Origin of the sequence: Chitinophaga ginsengisoli, assembly GCF_003014595.1 — a bacterium.
Classification (GTDB): domain Bacteria; phylum Bacteroidota; class Bacteroidia; order Chitinophagales; family Chitinophagaceae; genus Chitinophaga; species Chitinophaga ginsengisoli.
Window position 1 is genome coordinate 39,895 of the sequence record NZ_PYGK01000026.1, and the last position, 18,074, is coordinate 57,968.

Consider the following 18,074-nt stretch of genomic DNA (forward strand, 5'->3'; position numbering starts at 1 on the left):
GATGCTGCTAAGAATATAAAACAGGTTAATATCGGCTAATAATTGATTACTATCAGGTAGGGACTCTTTACCTGTTTCTGATACTTTTGAAAAAAAAATTGTTCTTCTATGGCTATTGAATGGAAAGGAATATTTCCTGCGTTTACAACCAAATTTACAGCCGCTGATGAACTGGACCTGCCGTTGTTCGGGAAGAACCTGCAAGCCCAGATTGAGGCTGGTATTGATGGGGTTATTTTAGGCGGCTCTCTTGGAGAAGCCAGTGTTATCACCACCGCTGAAAAAGAAACCCTGACAAAATATGCAGTTGAACAGGTCGCGGGAAAGATCCCGGTTGTCATGAACATCGCAGAAGGCTCTACTGCTGAAGCTATCAGACAGGCGAAGCTGGCCGCATCATGGGGTGCGAAAGGCCTGATGTTATTACCTCCTATGCGTTACAAAAGTGATGAACGTGAGACTGCGGAGTATTTTAAAGCAGTAGCAGCATCCACAGAATTACCCATCATGATCTATAACAATCCGGTGGACTACAAAGTGGAAGTGACGCTGGAGATCTTCGATCAGCTGCAACAATACAGCAACATACAGGCTGTAAAAGAATCTACCAGAGATGTATCTAACGTAACCCGTATGATCAGCCGTTTTGGAGATCGCTTTAGCCTGCTGTGTGGTGTGGATACACTGGCAATGGAAGAGATGATCCTGGGTGCAAAAGGCTGGGTAGGTGGACTGGTATGTGCTTTCCCGGCAGAAACAGTGGCTATTTATAAACTGACAAAAGCAGGCCGCATTGCAGAAGCCCTGGCTATTTACCGTTGGTTCCTGCCATTGCTGGAACTGGACCTGCATGCGAAACTGGTACAGTATATCAAACTGGCAGAACAACAGGCAGGACTGGGTAGTGAAACAGTAAGAGCACCCCGTTTGCAACTGGTAGGTGCAGAAAGAGAAAGGATCCTGAAAGTGATCGACACCGCTATTGCCAACAGACCTGTATTACCTGATTATCGTTCACTATAACAATAAGATTTAACAGCACCATGCAGATAGATGATGTTATGCAGCGGTCAGCAGAAGCGTTTGCGCAGTACCGGGAGCTCAGTCCTTCCGTGCGCGCCGCGTTTCTCGAAACGATCGCTTCAGAAATTGCACAGGTAAGGGATATGCTGGTAGAAACAGCGCAGGCAGAGTCCAATCTGCCTGCTGCAAGGCTCAATGGTGAGATCACCCGTACTACCAGCCAGTTGCAAATGTTTGCTAACCTGATAAAAGAAGGCAGCTGGGTGGAAGCTGTCATTGATACGGCAAAGCCGGATAGTACACCTGCTAAACCAGACCTCCGCAGAATGCTGGTGCCTGCAGGACCCGTAGTGGTATTTGGCGCCAGTAATTTCCCGTTTGCCTTCTCTACTGCCGGTGGCGATACCGCCAGTGCACTGGCGGCCGGAGCTACTGTGGTTATTAAAGGGCATCCTGCACATCCACGCACTTCTCTGGCGGTATTTGAAGCCATGCAGAAGGCCATCAGTAAAAGCGGTATGCCGGCATTTACCGTGCAGCATGTGACCGGTGAAGGCAATGCTGTGGGGAAAGCGTTGGTAACACATCCGCTGACTACCGGCGTTGGTTTTACAGGCTCTTTACAGGGAGGAAAAGCCTTGCTGGGCTATGCTGCGGAGAGGGAAGTACCTATCCCTGTATTCGCAGAAATGAGTAGTATCAATCCTGTTGTTTTTTATCCTGATGCATTGGCTACACAGGCAGAACAACTGGCGCAGACTTTTGCAGGTTCTGTTACATTGGGCATGGGACAATTTTGTACCAATCCCGGTCTGCTGATCGGCCTGAAGAGCGCTGCCCTGGACAATTTCGTCAGCTTACTGGGCAATGCGATTGCCGCTGTTGCTCCGCAGAAGATGTTACACAAAGGCATCTGTGAGGCATATGGTAAAGGTCGGAAGCACATGCTTGCGCAGCAGGATGTGGTACTGGTGAATGAATCTGCCGCTCCTGCCGATATGGAAGCCTGGCCGTCGCTGGCGCGTACTACGGGTAAAACATTCCTGGGCAATCCACACCTGAAAGAAGAGCTCTTCGGTCCCTTCTCTTTGCTGGTAGAATGTGAAGATAAAGCCGAACTGCTGGCCGTGTTGAAAAGCCTGCACGGACAGCTGACCACCACCATCGTGGGTACTGCTGCCGATACCGCACAGTGGAAAGACGTGATCGCGGTGCAATCTACGCTGGCAGGCCGTGTTATTTTAAACAACCCGCCGACCGGTGTGGAAGTATGTGCTGCCATGGTACATGGCGGACCTTTCCCGGCTACTAGCGACCAGCGTTTTACTTCTGTAGGTACAGGTGCTATCCGTCGATGGGTACGGCCCGTATGCTACCAGAATTTCCCGGAGGAAATGTTACCCGATGCATTGAAGGCCGCAAATCCGTTAGGCATCTGGCGGCAGATAGACAATCAGTTTACGCGATAAACCACTATACCCTATTATGTCAGATCAACCAAAATCTTTCCAGCGGTCCTTCGGACTGCTGGATGCTACAATGATTGTAGCCGGTTCCATGATCGGTTCCGGCATCTTCCTGGTAAGCGCCGACATCACCCGTAATGTCGGCTCTGCCGGCTGGCTGGTACTGATATGGATCATCACCGGTGTCCTTACACTGACTGCCGCATTGAGTTATGGAGAACTGAGTGCCATGTTCCCGCAAGCCGGCGGACAGTACGTTTATCTCAGGGAAGCTTTTAACCGGCTCACCGGTTTCCTGTTCGGATGGAGTTTCTTTACCGTGATACAGGCGGGTTCCATTGCAGCGGTAGGCGTCGCTTTTGCTAAGTTCTCCGCCTACCTGTTTCCGGTGCTGAGTGAAAAAAATATCGTGGCTGATCTGTCATTCATCAAAATATCCGCAGCACAGATTACTTCCATTCTCCTCATTGTACTGTTGACGTTCATCAATACCCTGGGCGTAAAGGAAGGCAAGCTGATACAGACAGGTTTTACCTTAGCCAAGATAGCTGCACTGCTGGCACTGATCCTCTTCGGATGTTTTGCAGCCGATAAAGGTGTATGGGATGCTAACTGGCAGACAGGCTTTGACCTGCATAAAATGACAGAGCATACCGATACACTGGCGCCGTATGTTGGGCTGGCGGCATTGGGTGCTATCGCGGGAAGTATGGTGGGAAGTTTGTTCAGTAGTGATTCCTGGAACAACGTCACATTCATCGCAGGAGAGATCAAAAATCCTGAACGTAACATCGGCAGAAGCCTGTTCCTCGGTACACTCATCGTTACTGTTATCTATGTAGCCACCAACCTGGTGTACCTGGGCGTATTACCACTGAAGGAGATTGCGTTTGCGGAAAATGAAAGGGTAGGAGTAGCGGCGGCCGTGAAGATATTCGGTACCAGAGGTACTTACATTATCGCCGGACTGCTGATGGTCTCTACTTTCGGTTGCAATAATGGCCTTATCCTGTCTGGCGCCCGTGTATGTTATACTATGGCAAAGGATGGTGTATTCTTTAAACAACTGGCTACGCTGAACAAAAACGCGGTTCCGGGAAAAGCATTGTGGATACAATGTGCTTGGGCTTCTGTATTGTGCCTCAGTGGCCAATATGGTCAGTTGCTGGAGTATGTAATTTTTGTAGTGTTGATCTTTTATATCCTGACCATTGCAGGCATCTTCAGGTTACGCCGTACAAGACCTGAGCTGCCAAGGCCATATAAGGCGTTTGGATACCCTGTATTGCCTTTGTTATATATAGTATCCGCCGCTACTATTTGCTTCGCGCTATTGGTCTATAAACCGATGTATACGTGGCCTGGATTAGGCATTGTATTACTGGGAATACCTGTCTATTATTTCGCCTGGCGGAATAAGTCCTGATTATTGTTGTCCTTCGGAATGATCTTCCATTGGTAGGATCTCCCCATGGAGGTGTACGTCATTGGTTTCTTCAGATACATTGCCATCTTCATAGCCTACCGCTACGAATACGGACAGCTTTTGTCTCGCTGGTCCTTTGAAGGTGCCTTTCACAGGACTACAATCATTGAAATGTCTTCCTACAGATAGTTTTACGTGTTTGTTGGTAACCCAGATATTGTTGGTCGGGTCAATGCCTGCCCAGCCATATCCGGGTATCCAGGCATCCACCCAGGCATGAGTGGCGCCTTCACCCCGCATACCGTCCTTATTGGGACAGATATACCCGCTTACATAACGGCAGGGAATGCCGCAGGAGCGGAGGATATGTAACATGATATGCGCAAAATCCTGGCAAACGCCCGACCTGAGTTGCAGGATCTCATCTACTGTTGTTTCTACATTGGTGATCCCCTTCAGATACTTGAAATTCTTGAAGATATATTCGCTGCAATGTTCGGTTACAGCAGCTACGCTTTTGCCTGGCTGTTTTATAACTGTGATGATATTGTTGATCGCGCTCTGCGTCTTTATGATGTCGGGCTGCGCCAGTTCAAGTAATAACAGCTGGCCTTCCATTTCCTGCTGCAACTGTTCGAAACTTGAATGGAAGTTGATCTGTAATTGGGAAGAAGCTGTAGTACGCACCAACAGCTTACTTTCAATGGTGAGTATTTTATGTGGAGGCAGCAGGTTGAAATTGCCGGATTTATTCCCCCAATAGTCAGTAAAGGTTTGTAACTCCGGCTGTCCCGTGATCAGCAGGTCGTGCTGGAGTATCTCCTGCTCCGGGCATTTATATGGGAAGATCTTGATCTCATTTACGCTTTCTTTAACCGGTCTGTCGTACTCGTACCTGGTAACATGATGTATTCTGAAAATGGCCATATGCGAAATTATGCGTAGGAGAAAAATTTTTGACTGAACAGGTTGGTAAAATGCAGGAGATCATGACGAAGGTCTTCCAGAAAAGGTTTTAAGGTCTGGTTGTTGAGATCATCAATTTCCAGGTGTTTCACTTTACTGTGCAGTCTTCCAAAGTTTCTGATCAGGGCCGCATTCTCCTCAGAGATATAACCTTTGGTCACATCCTGCAGGTGCCTGTCAATTCTGCCCAGCGAATATATAACGGAATGAGGAAAATCTTCATTGAATAATACCTGGTGTAGTACATCGTGGGTATATTGATATGACCGGTATGTTTTGAGATGCAGTTCATAACCCGAAAGCGACATCAGCAAATGCCGCCACTGCATGATGTCTTTGATCTCATCCACCTTGTACTGGTTGACGGCATACTGTTTGTCTGTGAGCACGATGGTTTCCAGGCAGCGCTCGATATATTTCCCCAGGTTCATAAATCCCCAGCCGATACCCCGGGCCATGGTAATGTCAGTAATGCCTGTATAAAGCACAGAATGCCTGGTAAAAAGGTCCAGGATATCAGCAGCTTCATAATTGGACAGACGGCTGTCCAGTGCCGGCTGATTGATCAGGTGATAGAAGGAATTGACTTCCTCCCATACTTCTTTTGTGATATAGTCCTGGATACCGCGGGCATTTTCCCTGGCTTTGCCAATGATGGATTTAAGAGAGTTATTGTTTGTGGCATCTGTCAGTAGTTTCTTCAGGGCCGCGCCGGTATTGCCTTCAATGGCATTGAGTTCTTCTCCAGTTACGCTGGTAAAGGTTTCGAGAACAGACCGCCAGGTAAGGGGACCGTTCACATCTTTGTCGAGTGATAAAAGGTTGTGAGTAGTCGTAACACGTAATAGTCCTTCTGCGCGCTCCATATAACGGGCCAGCCAGAATAGTGAATCTGCGATCCTGCTTAGCATGAATAAAACTTCGTTTGGTGTGGTGAATCAATCTATAACCCAGGTATCTTTACTACCTCCTCCCTGTGAGGAGTTGACGATCAGGGAATCTTTACGGAGCGCAACTCTTGTAAGTCCGCCCGGTACGATCTGCACACCCTGCGGACCGCAAAGGGCATAAGGACGGAGGTCCACATGTCTTGCCTGGAAAGTACCATCTATGAAACAGGGAACGGTAGACAGTTTAATGATAGGCTGCGCGATAAAGCTGCGGGGCTCTGCCTCAATAGCAGCTTTTGCCTTTGCCCATTCTTCCGGGCTTACCTTATTGCCCATCACCATACCATAGCCGCCTGACTGGTTAGTCCTTTTGATGACCATCTGTGTATAGTTGTCAAACACATATTGCCGGGCATCCCGGTCACTCATTTCATAGGTGGGCACGTTGGGAAGGATCGGCTCTTCATTGAGGTAATACCGGATCATTGCCGGTACATAGGCATATACGGCTTTATCATCAGCAACACCGTTTCCCACCGCGTTCACAATGGCTACATTGCCCATGCGGTAAGCACTCATTAGTCCGGGGATGCCCAGTGCACTATCAGGACGGAACATCAGCGGATCCAGGAATTCATCATCAATACGCCGATAGATCACATGCACCTGTTCCAGGCCATTGGTTGTTTTCATATACACCTTATGGTTGTTCACCACCAAATCTCTTCCCTCCACGAGTGGAATGCCCATCTGCCGGGCGAGGAAGGTATGTTCGTAATAAGCTGAATTATAGATGCCAGGTGTCAGTAAAACCACCAGCGGATTAGACAGTTGCCCGGGCCCCATTTGCAGGAGTATTTCATGCAGCAGGAGAGGGTAATTGCTGACACGTCTCACATGACTGGCCGCCAGCAGTTCAGGAAAGATCCTTTTGGTCACTTCCCTGTTCTCCAGCATATAGCTGACGCCGGATGGCGTACGCAGGTTGTCTTCCAGTACATAAAAGAGGCCATCTTCGCCACGGATCAGGTCTATCCCGGAAATATGTACATAAACATCATGAGGCACTTTAATCCCGAATACCTCCCTGGTATAATGAGGGCAGGAGGCAATCAGCGAGGCAGGCACGATGTTATCTTTCAGGATCTGCTGCTCGTTATAGATATCTTTGAGGAACAAATTAAGCGCTTTCAGGCGCTGTTTGATGCCGGCCTCAATGTGATCCCATTCCTGGCCGATAATAATACGGGGAATAATGTCAAAGGGGAAAATGCGTTCAATACCGGCATCCTCACTATATACAGTGAAGGTGATACCCTGGTTCATAAAAAGCTCTCCGGCCAGTCTGTCTTTCTGTTGCAGATCATCAATATTAAACTGTTTAAGGGTGGCAATGACCTTGCTGTATTGCTCCCTGATCTGCTGCCGGTCGCACATCTCGTCCCAGATGCCGGTGGCATAGTCGTATTGCTCCAATAATGTTGGCAGGCTCATACCAGTGGTTTAATGGGTTAGTAAGTTTTCGGGCGTCAGATACAATTTAGTGTTTTACGGGGAAAAATAACAGCAGTCTCTTCAAAAAGAATTAAAATTTCAGTGGTAGATACCGAAAAAAAGGAGGTTTGAGTCTGGAATTATATTATATAATATTATTTATAATGTATTACTGGTGCTTAAATCCGCACCTTGGAAATGTAATCTTCAGGCTTCCCATTTATATCCTGTTGCATAGATCGTTTTCAGATAATTGCCTGCGCCGGCTTCGTGGAGTTTCTTTTTGAGGTTTTTGATGTGCGCGTAAATAACGTTGTTATCTTCACGAAGACCGGCGATATCGCCCGAAAGCTGCTCTGCAAGTTCGTGTTTTGAAATGACCTTGTTTTTATTGCCCAGGAAGTACAAAAGCAGGTCAAACTCTTTCCTGGTAAGGGAGACCGGGTTATTATTGATCTGTACAGTTTTACCCAGCAGATCGATGGTCAGTTCTTCCTGCCGGATAACATTGCAGTTATCATATTTCATTCTTCTGATCACGGAAAAGATCCTGGCGGATAGTTCCGGCAAATGAAATGGCTTCGTAACATAGTCATCCGCCCCATTCTCCAGGGCAGAGATCTTATCCTCGTATGCAGTTTTAGCGGAAATGACGATGATGCCTGCCATTTTATTATTCGCCTTTATTGCCTCCAGCAGCCGGTTGCCATCCCCATCCGGCAGGACCAGGTCCAGCAGGATGCAATCATACTGATACATCTCTATTTTTGACAGTGCCCGCTGATAGTTGTTTGCATACTCACATATATAATTTCCGTCAGATAAATAGGAGATCATAACCTGCGATAGTGCCAGATCGCCATCGATGATCAATAGTTTCATGTCACAATATTATTTCCCAAATCTGAATTAATTCTGAATGCAGGTGTCCGGTCAGGCCCGGGCCAGGCATATAATATTTTATTTTATTCCATTGAGTGTCTTCTGAGTGTATGAAAACCAATACGGTAGCGCGTTTAGGGCGCCTGTGCTATCGCCTGGAGTACCCTTTCGGCGAACTTTACTATTCCTTTTCATAGTGCAGTATTTTTTCCCGATCCGAGCCGGTTACTACTGCGGAGTAGTCTTTCTTTGCATAAAATTTACTGTAGTTGAAACATCTATACTTTATACTCGGTCTGATTCTGATAAATATTGCCGCTTTCGCACAAACTGGTACTATCAAAGGAACGATCAATTCTGCCGATGGTAAACCCGCCGCATTTGTGACTGTGGGCTTGAAGGATACAAAGAAGGGAGCATTGACGAATGAAGAAGGGCAGTTTATACTCAAAAATGTTAAACAAGGTGACTATGTACTGGTTATTTCCTACACCGGTACCAAAACAATACATAAATCGGTGACTGTTTCTGCCGAGCAGACCACGGACGTTACGCTGGCACTGGAAGCCACTGCTGCGCAGCTGAACGAAATTGTAGTGGAAGGCACCAAAACAAGCACGATCAATAAAAGCCCTGTTAATATAGGCAAGATCCCTGTTGCAGCCATCGACCTGCCACAGGGCGTTGCTATAATCGGACATGAAACACTGGAAGAGCAGCAGGTACAGCGCATGAGCGATGTAGTGAAAAATGTGAATGGCGTATACATGGCGTCTTCCCGCGCCAGCACCCAGGAAGCATTCAACGCAAGAGGATACGCCTTTTCCAGCACCAACATGTTCAAGAATGGCGCACGTGTCAATTCTGGCGTAATGCCGGAAATGAGCGGCCTGGAGAAAGTAGAGATCCTGAAAGGAAGCGCCGCTATCCTCTATGGTAACGTTGCACCAGGCGCCGTGATGAATATGGTGACCAAGCAACCTAAATTTAACTTCGGTGGTGAAGTGAATGTACGCACAGGTAGTTATGGCCTGTTAAAGCCTTCATTTGATGTATATGGCCCTATCTCGTCCAAAGTAGCATACAGGATTGACGGTACCTTTGAAACAACAGACAGCTACCGCGATAAAGTACATTCAAAACGTTATTATGTAAATCCTTCGCTGCTGTTCAAATTAAGCGACCGTACAGAGATAGTGGTACAGGGTGATTATCTGAAACATGACTTTACACCTGATTTCGGTATCGGTTCCCTGGACAATACCAAAATACCTGATGTACCACGTAACAGCTTTTATGGTACACCATGGCAGTATGCACATACACAACAGTCATCTGCCGGTGCATCCATCAGGCACAAACTGAATGATGTATGGACTTTGAATGGTATGGTTTCTTACCAGCATTATAGCCGCGATTATTATGCCGTAGAAAGGATCCAGGCAGATGCTACCGGTAAATGGGCCCGCCCGCTGAACAGAACATTCAACAGTGAAGAGTATTACCTGGCACAGGTAGACCTGAACGGTAAGTTTAAAACAGGTAGTTTAGAACATAACGTGCTGGCCGGTGTAGATGGAGACCGTTACAATACCAAGGCTTATACCTACAATCAGCCTGCTACATACGATACCATCAACATCCTGAATCCTGATCTGTACAAACCGCGCACTGATATTCCGGATGCAGTAAGGATCAAGAGCGTAACCACCCCGATCAATCGCATCGGTGTATATGTACAGGACCTGATCAAAATCACGCCTAAGTTAAATGTACTGGCAGGTGTAAGATTCTCTTATCTGCAGAATGAAGCACCGGCTACTTACGACTACAAATCGGGCCAGACGACAAAGACCGCCGCTAAATATGATGATGCCTTCTCTCCAAGAATAGGTATCGTGTACAAGCCGATAGAAACCGTGGCAGTATTCGCAAGTTATTCCAACTCTTTCACGCCTAACACTGGTCTGAACGTTGACAGTACTTCCCTGGATCCATCTGTGATTGATCAGTATGAAGTAGGTGTGAAGAATGATTTCCTGAAAGGAAAACTGTCAGTGAATGTTACCGCATATCGTATCAAGAACAGTAATTACGCGCAGACCGCTCCATTCCAGAAAGATGGTGTGACGCCTAACAACAATACCAACCTGAAAGCGCTGATCGGCGAAACATTAAGCCGTGGTGTGGAAGTGGACATCGCAGGCCATCCGTTGCCAGGTCTGGATGTAATTGGCGGATACAGCTACAATAACATCACTATTGCAAGTAGCACTGGTTTAAACGGTAGCTCTATAAAAGGTGAACGCCTGGTGGGTAACCCAAATCATACCGCCAACGCGAATGTGTTCTATACCTTACAGCAATCAGCACTGAAAGGCGTGAAATTTGGCGTAGGTTATTATTATATCGGTCAGCGTTTCGGCGGCTGGAACAATACCGTCAACCAGAGCCAGAAATACAACCGCCTGATCTCTGCACCAGGTTTCTCTACACTTGATCTGAGTGCAGGTTATACCTTCAAACGTATCTCTGTACTGGCTAAAGTATCTAACGTGACCAACACTTACAACTATTACGTTCACGAAAACTATAGCATCAACCCGATACCACCTACTCAGTTCGTAGGTACTGTATCTTATAGATTCTAAGAAGTAAGTCATTATAACAATGAAAGCGGGCGTCTCATTTATTGGGGCGCCCGCTTTTGCTTTAATCAATATAGCCGTATCCTTTAAACCCAACCTGGAAATCTTTTACAAGGCCTACCCGTTGTGGATGGCGATGATTGCTCTTCATCGTATAAACTATCAGGATAGATAAAACATTGTGAAAAAGTTTGAAATATTATTTTAAGAATGTAAGTTTGCTGTTACTGAGCTTGCTGGAGAGCCTATACCGTTCAGCAAGACCATAGTTATAAATACATTTGTTGCCCTTCTGAATGTCCAGGATCAAGAGGACCTTGTATACGTTAAGACGCGCAAATGTTCGTAGTGCAATTTTTAAGTCAGTTTTAAAGTCAGCTAACAGAATCGTAATCCTTAATTATCTATGAATTGGTATTCCTAAAGGACTTATTGTACCAGTTGTTGTTTGCCCGGTGCTGTTGCTTTGCAGCATGATATTGTGTTTTGTGCAGCCTTGAGATAAGGGAGCTACAGATGGTATGCATTGAACTATTATTTATTTCCGGCCCTGGAGGCGGGGTGAAAGTGCTATGTCCACAGAATGTCTTTGTCAGAAATCTAAATAAACCGTTTTGTCCCGGCTTCTCTGCCGATAGTAATGCTATTGCCGCTATTCGGGGAAGACTATACGACCAATAAAATAACATTTCAAATATATCCCTGATGATACTGGAAATTAGTGAAAAGAGAAAGAGAGTAGTGGCATACCTTTTTCTGACGCTGCTTTACTTTGAAACGATAATCCCATCCTATGCCTTAGGTAATGCACGAACGCCCGTTTATACAACGAGTGTAAGAAAAGCTCCCGCCGGGAATATGGCGGTACCATCTTCCCTGATCAAAGCACCGGTTGTTTCATTAAAAGGAAACAAAAGCGTTGCGAAGGCATTTATAGGTGGTCCTACCCAGCCGGAGATGCAGTCATTTGCTTCAGTCAACAGCGCTAACATGGTTGATCTTTTTACGGGTGATTTCTCCTATTCTATTCCTTTACTGGATGTAGGAGGATACCCGGTCGCTATTGGCTATAACAGTGGTGTTTCTATGGACCAGGAAGCCAGTTGGGTGGGCTTAGGCTGGAATATTAACCCAGGGACGATCACACGTAATATGCGCGGTTTACCGGATGATTTTGAAGGTACGCAGGATACGGTGCAGAAGGTTACCAGTATAAAACCCAATAAGACATTTGGAGGATCTATAGGAGCCACCGTGGAGCTGGTAGGTTTTCCCCTGAGCGAAAGTGCCAAGGATTCCGGAGGTATTAGCGCGCAGGGTTCCATCGGTTTGTTCTACAACAATTATAAAGGGATTGGTGTTGAAAGCAGTGCCAGCGCAGGTATCAACGCCGGATCGGCAAGTATGGGAACCTTGTCAGGCAGCCTGTCCATGACCAACAACTCGCAGGAGGGTGTCTCCGTGGGGACGTCAATGGATTATAACACGAGGTACCGGTATGAGCAGGATAAAGGTGGGTTTGGAGGTAGTATAGCCGTTGGTTCTACCTATAGCTCGCGCTCTGGTTTGAAGGCATTACAGCTTTCTGCAGGCTTGCAACAGTACGCGTACTCCCGGAAAAATGAAAAATATACCCCAAGGGACGTAGTGGACGGATCGGCTAATCTCTCTTTTGCATATCCTACTTATACGCCTGGCATCTCTCTGCCTTATACCAGTTACTCATTCAGCTTTACCGCAAAGCTAGGTTCCGCAACCAAAGTATTGCATCCTAACTGGTTCCTGAGTGCGTATTACTCTACACAGGAAATCAAAAGTGCTGACCGCAGCCTGGCATTACCTGCCTATGGTTATCTGAATTATCAGCAGGCTGGTTCCAATGCAGCTGTGTTACTGGACTTTAACCGGGAAAAGGAAATGCCTTACCGGGAGAAGCCAGAAGTACCGAATATAGCGATACCAGCTTATACCTATGACGTTTTCGGCATGACCGGCGAAGGCACAGGTGGAAGTTTCAGGGCTTATCGGGGTGATATAGGATATGTGTTTGATCACCAGATGCGGACAAAAGATCTCTCTGGTGGAGCAAGTATTGATTTGGGCGGAGGAGATCTGACCCATATGGGGATAGACGCACACCGCAACAGGGCATACACAGTTTCCGGCCCATGGATAGAAGAGAACCCGCTTGCTGCTAACGTCGCATTCAGGAAATCAGATAAGTCCTTCGAAGCGGCATACTTCCGGAATCCCGGAGAAATGACGATTAACGACACAGCCTTTTACCGGAATATCGGTGGTGATGATGTAGTGGCAGTTAACCTTTATCAGCCGGGCATCAGCAGCAGTGAATTGCGTACCACCAATATCCTCAATCGTTATAAGAACCAGCGGTTTGTGGGTAAACAGATTGTAAATGCGAGGAATACGACGAGAGATAAACGCGACAAAAGAACACAGGTAATATCTTATCTCACAGCGGAAGAAGCTGGCCGCGGTGGCTTGTCAAAATATATAGACAATTACAGAGAGAATACTTATGGAATTGATATGTGTGGAGTAGCACCTCCTGATGATACTGCACATGGCCTGAAGGGCGATTACTACGCAGGAAAAGGATTCGAGCAATTCCTGTTCAGCAGAATAGATCCTCAGATCAATTTCCAGAATAAGAATGCTTTCAATACAAACCTGCCGGCTGGTGTATCTCCTTTGAACGAATCATTCACCGTTCGCTGGAGGGGAAGATTGAAAGCGCCTGTTACCGGTACTTACACCTTTTATGTTGGTTCCGATGACGGCGACCGGTTTTATCTGAATGACACCATGGTAATTGATGTCTGGAGAGATGACCATCCCTATAGCCTGGAAAAGACAACGGTCAACCTGGTAGCAGGTGAAACCTATGATTTGAAGCTTGAACTCCTTCAGGGAAAAAGAGAAGCAGTGATGAAGCTTTTCTGGCAATATGGAGGTTTACCTGCGATGATCATTCCGCGGGAGAACCTTTATCAGCCGGCGCAGGATACTTTCGCGGTGGCTGGTTTGCCCTTGTCAAAAGAAACCAGGATCAATGATTTCCGTAAGAAGAACCATATTTCTGAGATCGATGTGTTAAACAAAGATGGCCGCAGGTACGTTTACGGTATCCCGGTATATAATCTCCAACAGAAGGAGGTGTCTTTCGCGGTAGATAAGTCCCGTGCCACAGTAGCAGGAGGGGTAGTAGGATATACGAGGGGCAGGGATAATTCTGTAGATAATCCAAATGGGATCGATCATTATTTCAGTAGCGAACGGGTACCTGCTTATGCACATTCCTTTTTGCTGACAGGGGTATTGTCGCCCGACTACCAGGATCTCAAAGGTGATGGTATTACACCCGATGATCCGGGAGATGCTATCAAATTTAACTATACTAAAACAGCGGGTATTAAGAACCCTTCTCTATGGCGTATACCCGCAGGCAGTGATAGTGCCAGCTATAACGAGGGCCTTAAAACAGACAACAGGGACGACAAAGGAAACTATGTGTATGGTGAAAAAGAACTGTGGTACCTGAACTCGATCGAGTCGAAGAATATGATCGCCACTTTCAAAGTGAGCAAACGTGATGACCTGGCGGCGATAGATGAAAATGGCGTCAGACTGCCAGACCAGCGCGCACGTAAACTGGATGAGATCAACCTGTATACCAAAGCTGATTTTAAAGCACACGGTACAGCAGCCAGGCCGATCAAGACAGTCCACTTTGACTATAGTTATGAGCTTTGCCCGGGTGCCAACAAGCCGTTAAATAATAATGGTAAGCTGACATTGAAAAAGATATGGTTCACATATAATGGCAATGACACAACAGGACGAAGCAATCGTAACCCTTATGTCTTTTATTATAACAGTAATAATCCTGGTTACAGTCCAAAAGCGAATGACCGCTGGGGGAATTATAAAGACCCATTACAGAACCCTGGATCTTCCGCAGGGAACGTCATCACAAACGCAGACTACCCATATTCCCTGCAGGATAGTACACTTGCCGCAACGAATGCTGCTGCCTGGACATTAGATTCTATAAGACTGCCATCGGGCGGTAGTATGAAGATCACTTATGAAAGTGATGACTATGCATATGTGCAGAATAAACGTGCAGCGCAGATGTACCAGATAGCAGGTTTCTCTGCTGGACAACCTTCTTCGCTGAGTGATCTGAGCGCTGATCTGTACGGGGTAATAGATTATATGTATGTGGCAGTGAATGTACCCTATGCAGTCAGCAGCAATGAAGAAGTATACAACAGGTATCTGCAGAACATGGATAAACTGTATTTCCGCCTGTTTGTGGAGATGCCGGGAGATAAGTTTGGTAAGGGACGGGAGTATGTACCTTGTTATGCGACGCTCGACCCCGGACAGTTTGGTTTTATCAATGGTGGAAAGACCATCTGGGTAAGAATGAAAGCCATCGACCCTGCTGCAAAGATGAATACACCGAGAAGTGTGTATAGTCCGCTGGCACAGTCAGCCATTCAGTTCCTGAAGTTAAACCTTCCCTCCAAGGCATATCCCGGTTCAGATGTAGGAGATGATTTAAGTGCAGTAGATGCCATCAAAGTGCTGATGTCACAGGTAGATAACATCAACAATATGCTGCTGACATTCGAAGTGTCAACAAGGGTGAAGAAGTGGGCAAGGAATGTTGATCTGACCCGGAGTTACGCCCGTTTGAATAACCCTTATTATAAAAAGTATGGTGGAGGTTTACGTGTGAAGAAGGTGGTCATCCATGACTACTGGAATAAGATGACGAAACAGAAAGAATCTGTCTACGGTCAGGAATACCAATATACTAACACCCGCGATGTCGATGGAAAGAAAGAAGTGATCAGTAGTGGGGTAGCGTCTTATGAACCTGTTATAGGTGGAGAGGAAAACCCATGGAAACTGCCGGTAGAGTATAATCTGCAGGTATCGACATTAACACCGGTCGACAGAGGATATACGGAATTACCATTTGGAGAAGGTTTTTTCCCTGCTCCTTCAGTAGGATATAGCAAGGTACGTGTAAGAACGATCCATGCTGATAAGACCCGCTCTGCAAATGGATATGAGGAGACTTGCTTTTATACGGGGTATGACTTCCCGACATTAACAGATATGAGCAATCTCGGAGATAACAAGAAGCGGTTCAAGCCACTGTTGTCAAACTTTCTGCATATCAATGCCCGTCACTTCCTGGCGTTAAGCCAGGGCTTTAAAGTAGAGCTGAATGATATGACAGGTAAGATAAAGTCACAGGCATCTTACGCAGAAACAGACCCTGATAAAGCGCTTACCTACGCGGAGTATTTCTATAAGGTGGATGATCCACAGGCTTTATATAAACACCTGAATAATACAGTCAGTGTTATTTCCCCACAAGGAGATATTGACACCGCTACTACTATTGGTAAGGACGTAGAGCTGATGATGGACATGAGAGAGCAGCGCTCTGTGACTAACAGCAACAACCTGAATGTTAATGCTGACTTGTTTACTTTCTCCTTCCCGCCATTATTCCTGATTCCAATGGCATTGAATCTGATCCAGCGTGAAGAGACAAAGTTCCGTTCAGTAGCAGCAACGAAAATTATAAACAGGCATGGTATACTGGATAGTATCATCGCGATCGACAAAGGCAGCAGGGTGGCTACCCGCAATCTTTTATATGATGCTGAAACAGGCGATGTGTTATTGACAAGCACACAGAACGAGTTCAATGATCCCATCTACAATTTCAGCTTCCCTGTTGGTTGGGCATATGATGGAATGAGTGGTGCGTATAAGAACATCGGTTTGGTGATGAACAATATTAAGATGAGTAACGGGCGGATTGTAGAAGGACTGAACAATGATGCCACCAGTTATTTTGCTGCCGGCGATGAATTGTTGATTCATTCTCATCAAAGAGTAGTGGGGACAGATTGTGATCCGAAGTTAGCTACTTTCCCTGCATCTGCCTTTATCTATGCAGTAGATGCAAATGCAGTAAGCGGGGGAAAACCGGATATCTATTTCGTTGACAGGGACGGCCTGCCGTTTTCCGGAGATAGTATCTCATTAAAGATCGTACGTTCCGGACGACGTAACATAGCTGCTGCGGTGGGCAGCGTTACCAGTCTGACTAATCCGCTCAGAACTATAGCTGGAAAAAAAGTGCTTGTACTGGATAGTACCAGCAACGTAGTGGCTGCTTCGGCAGTAGCCTATAACCAATTCTGGAAAGTTGTTGATAAGAAAAAGCAACAAACGTCTAATGTTTGTGTGACCGTACCATATAGTCAATATGTGGGGGCAAATGGTGATTGTGGTATACGGTACTACGGTAACCAGGTACAGAGCAGGGTAATCAGAAAGAATGATTGTGGCAGCGGTGTAACGGGTACGAATGTAACCTATACGGTGCCTGCAAACAGGTATTCTTCGACTATCAGTGTAGCAGATGCGAATGCAATGGCATCGGCCGAGATAGACAGTGTGGGGCAGATATACGCCAATATCAATGGTAGCTGTGGTTATACTTATAAAAGCAGGGCTGATAGTGTGACGATTCAACATAATAGTTGTGATTCGGCCGCTATTCCGTTACCATATACTTATAAGGTCGCTGCAGGGACTTTCACCTCTACGATCAGCCAGGAAGATGCGGACGAACAAGTGAAACGACGTCTCAGAGATAGCGCAGTGATAAGTGCCGGTAACAATGGAAGCTGTTATTATAGTAATGATACAACAGGATTGTTGGTGTATCCGGTGTGTGATTCCGGCAAAGTGGCTACCGGTGTATATTATTCAATACCGGCCAATGTTGACACTTCAATGATCAGCAAGGCGGCGGCTAATGATAAGGCTCGTGCAAGGTTTGCACTGGCCGCGCAGATGTATGCAAATGCTTATGGCTGTGGAACACCAGTTGTTTATGTTAAAATGTTATTCGCGGACGCGCCAGGTAGTGATGAAGAAAATACATATGAAAAAATATCATTGGCTTTTTACGCTGATCCGGGAGCTACAATTCCTCTTTCTGTTACAGATTTAACAGTTAATTATTTGGTAACATTAGTTGATTGTTCCGGAAATGGTGGGCAGGATGTACCGTCCCAGAAGACGATTTTATGTAGTGGAACGACGACTGTTATTGGAGACAAGATCCTTACTCAATGGTCAGACAGTTTAGGTCACTGTAAGCAGTGGATGTATAAACTGCTTGTTGGTGCGGGATATACGGTGATAAATCAATAAA

At 46.2% G+C, this 18,074-nt stretch carries 9 protein-coding genes; 5 read left to right on the forward strand and 4 right to left on the reverse strand.

What is annotated here, in order from left to right; translation table 11 throughout:
- The first annotated feature begins 108 nt into the window (after nt 1-108).
- Genes CLV42_RS32870 through CLV42_RS32880 form a run of 3 tightly spaced genes read left to right on the forward strand, consistent with a single transcriptional unit; the run spans nt 109 to nt 3,915 of the window.
- Entirely contained in the window at nt 109-1,023 is a 915-nt protein-coding gene (locus CLV42_RS32870) for a dihydrodipicolinate synthase family protein (protein ID WP_106606194.1), read from the forward strand.
- 2 nt (nt 1,024-1,025) lie between these two features.
- A complete protein-coding gene (locus CLV42_RS32875) occupies nt 1,026-2,492 on the forward strand; it encodes an aldehyde dehydrogenase (NADP(+)) (RefSeq protein WP_394337228.1) in 1,467 nt (488 codons plus the stop codon).
- 16 nt (nt 2,493-2,508) lie between these two features.
- The gene (locus CLV42_RS32880; RefSeq protein WP_106606196.1) at nt 2,509-3,915 is read left to right on the forward strand and encodes an APC family permease; all 1,407 of its coding nucleotides are present in this window, start codon (nt 2,509-2,511) and stop codon (nt 3,913-3,915) included.
- Here CLV42_RS32880 and CLV42_RS32885 read toward each other — a convergent pair whose 3' ends face one another.
- The 4 genes from CLV42_RS32885 to CLV42_RS32900 form a co-directional block, all read right to left on the reverse strand.
- On the reverse strand, nt 3,916-4,842 hold the full coding sequence (locus CLV42_RS32885) for a transglutaminase family protein (RefSeq protein ID WP_106606197.1): 927 nt from the start codon (nt 4,840-4,842) through the stop codon (nt 3,916-3,918). It abuts the gene before it with no gap.
- Nucleotides 4,843-4,850: 8 nt separating this feature from the next.
- Nucleotides 4,851-5,792, reverse strand: coding sequence for an alpha-E domain-containing protein (locus tag CLV42_RS32890; protein WP_106606198.1), 942 nt, complete (start codon nt 5,790-5,792; stop codon nt 4,851-4,853).
- 27 nt (nt 5,793-5,819) lie between these two features.
- Entirely contained in the window at nt 5,820-7,265 is a 1,446-nt protein-coding gene (locus CLV42_RS32895; protein WP_106606199.1) for a circularly permuted type 2 ATP-grasp protein, read from the reverse strand.
- Between the two features lie 207 nt (nt 7,266-7,472).
- Nucleotides 7,473-8,147: a response regulator transcription factor gene (locus CLV42_RS32900; protein WP_106606200.1), complete on the reverse strand. Its 675-nt coding sequence runs from the start codon at nt 8,145-8,147 to the stop codon at nt 7,473-7,475.
- Nucleotides 8,148-8,416: 269 nt separating this feature from the next.
- On the opposite strand from CLV42_RS32900, the gene CLV42_RS32905 reads away from it, so the two are divergent.
- Together CLV42_RS32905 and CLV42_RS32910 are read left to right on the forward strand one after the other, a co-directional pair.
- Complete coding sequence (locus CLV42_RS32905; RefSeq protein ID WP_106606201.1) at nt 8,417-10,798, forward strand: TonB-dependent receptor; 2,382 nt, start codon at nt 8,417-8,419, stop codon at nt 10,796-10,798.
- Nucleotides 10,799-11,500: 702 nt separating this feature from the next.
- Nucleotides 11,501-18,073, forward strand: a complete 6,573-nt coding sequence (locus CLV42_RS32910; protein WP_106606202.1) for a DUF5977 domain-containing protein — start codon at nt 11,501-11,503, stop codon at nt 18,071-18,073.
- The last annotated feature ends 1 nt before the right edge of the window (nt 18,074 follow it).